The organism is Bacillus sp. UMB0893 (assembly GCF_002858905.1).
In the GTDB taxonomy this organism is placed as follows: domain Bacteria; phylum Bacillota; class Bacilli; order Bacillales; family Bacillaceae; genus Bacillus_P.
On sequence record NZ_PKLB01000011.1, the window covers coordinates 93,530 to 95,188 of the forward strand.

Sequence of the window (1,659 nt, forward strand, 5' to 3'; positions counted from 1 at the left end):
GATCGAATAATCTTCGGAGCTTTACATCAGCACACAAACCGAGCTGCTACTTGCTTAAGTTTTATGAGGTTTGGGTTTCTTGCAAAATTAAAGAGTGTTTTCTAAACTATGTGCCATTAGCTCAGTCGGTAGAGCACGATCGAATAATCTTCGGAGCTTTACATCAGCACACAAACCGAGCTGCTACTTGCTTAAGTTTTATGAGGTTTGGGTTTCTTGCAAAATTAAAGAGTGTTTTCTAAACTATGTGCCATTAGCTCAGTCGGTAGAGCACGATCGAATAATCTTCGGAGCTTTACATCAGCACACAAACCGAGCTGCTACTTGCTTAAGTTTTATGAGGTTTGGGTTTCTTGCAAAATTAAAGAGTGTTTTCTAAACTATGTGCTATTAGCTCCGAAGATTATTCGATCGTGCTCTACCGACTGAGCTAATAGCACATAGTTTCTTATTTAAAAAACAAATGGCTGGGCTAGCTGGATTCGAACCAGCGCATGACGGAGTCAAAGTCCGTTGCCTTACCGCTTGGCTATAGCCCATTAGTTATGTATAGAGTCTATAAAAATCTAATTGACCGTAATTATGTTTATGTTAACTAAACATATTATTTACAGTCTAGACAATAACTATTCAGTTGAGTTTGTCTATATATAAAGTGGTGGAGGGGGACGGATTCGAACCGCCGAACCCGGAGGGAGCGGATTTACAGTCCGCCGCGTTTAGCCACTTCGCTACCCCTCCACACATAAGTGGTGCCGGCAAGAGGACTTGAACCCCCAACCTACTGATTACAAGTCAGTTGCTCTACCAATTGAGCTACACCGGCATATAAAGGAAGAAATACAATATTTTATTTACTATTCTTTAGCAGCTCATTATAAAAGCGCTTGTATAGTGATGAAAATATATGGTGGAGGATGACGGGCTCGAACCGCCGACCCTCTGCTTGTAAGGCAGATGCTCTCCCAGCTGAGCTAATCCTCCGCGCAAAAAGTTTGTATAATATTTCACATAAGATAGCTTTAGTATAAATGGTGACCCGTACGGGATTCGAACCCGTGTTACCGCCGTGAAAGGGCGGTGTCTTAACCGCTTGACCAACGGGCCATATTATTTAATGTAAGCTCCCAACCGGGCTTGAACCGATGACCTCTTCCTTACCATGGAAGTGCTCTACCGACTGAGCTATGGAAGCAAGGCTCCGCAGGTAGGACTCGAACCTACGACCGATCGGTTAACAGCCGATAGCTCTACCACTGAGCTACTGCGGAATAATGCTAGCCTGGCGACGTCCTACTCTCGCAGGGGGAAACCCCCAACTACCATCGGCGCTGAAGAGCTTAACTTCCGTGTTCGGCATGGGAACGGGTGTGACCTCTTCGCCATCATCACCAGACATAATGACAAAAATTATTATACTATGAAATCAGAAGATTTCAAGTATTTTTTTAGAAAGAGTTATTCTTTCAAAACTAAATAACGGTTTGATAACAAGATTCACTTGAATTTAACACTTTATTAGACTGTGGTTAAGTCCTCGAACGATTAGTATCTGTCAGCTCCACACGTCACCGCGCTTCCACCTCAGACCTATCAACCTGATCATCTTTCAGGGTTCTTACTCACTTGCGTGATGGGAAATCTCATCTTGAGGGGGGC

At 43.5% G+C, this 1,659-nt stretch carries 7 tRNA genes and 2 rRNA genes; all 9 read right to left on the minus strand.

Annotation, left to right across the window (positions count from 1 at the left end):
* Positions 1 to 464: 464 nt before the first annotated feature.
* Positions 465 to 539 (minus strand) — tRNA-Gln (locus CYJ36_RS21370).
* 117 nt (positions 540 to 656) lie between these two features.
* Positions 657 to 741: transfer RNA gene (locus CYJ36_RS21375), tRNA-Tyr, on the minus strand.
* 9 nt (positions 742 to 750) lie between these two features.
* Positions 751 to 826: transfer RNA gene (locus CYJ36_RS21380), tRNA-Thr, on the minus strand.
* An 82-nt stretch (positions 827 to 908) separates the two neighbouring features.
* Positions 909 to 984: transfer RNA gene (locus tag CYJ36_RS21385), tRNA-Val, on the minus strand.
* 48 nt (positions 985 to 1,032) lie between these two features.
* A tRNA-Glu gene (locus tag CYJ36_RS21390) sits at positions 1,033 to 1,107 on the minus strand.
* A gap of 15 nt (positions 1,108 to 1,122) precedes the next feature.
* Positions 1,123 to 1,195 (minus strand) — tRNA-Thr (locus tag CYJ36_RS21395).
* 4 nt (positions 1,196 to 1,199) lie between these two features.
* A tRNA-Asn gene (locus tag CYJ36_RS21400) sits at positions 1,200 to 1,271 on the minus strand.
* Positions 1,272 to 1,280: 9 nt separating this feature from the next.
* Positions 1,281 to 1,396: ribosomal RNA gene (rrf, locus tag CYJ36_RS21405) — 5S ribosomal RNA — on the minus strand.
* 129 nt (positions 1,397 to 1,525) lie between these two features.
* Positions 1,526 to 1,659: ribosomal RNA gene (locus tag CYJ36_RS21410) — 23S ribosomal RNA — on the minus strand; the annotation flags it as partial.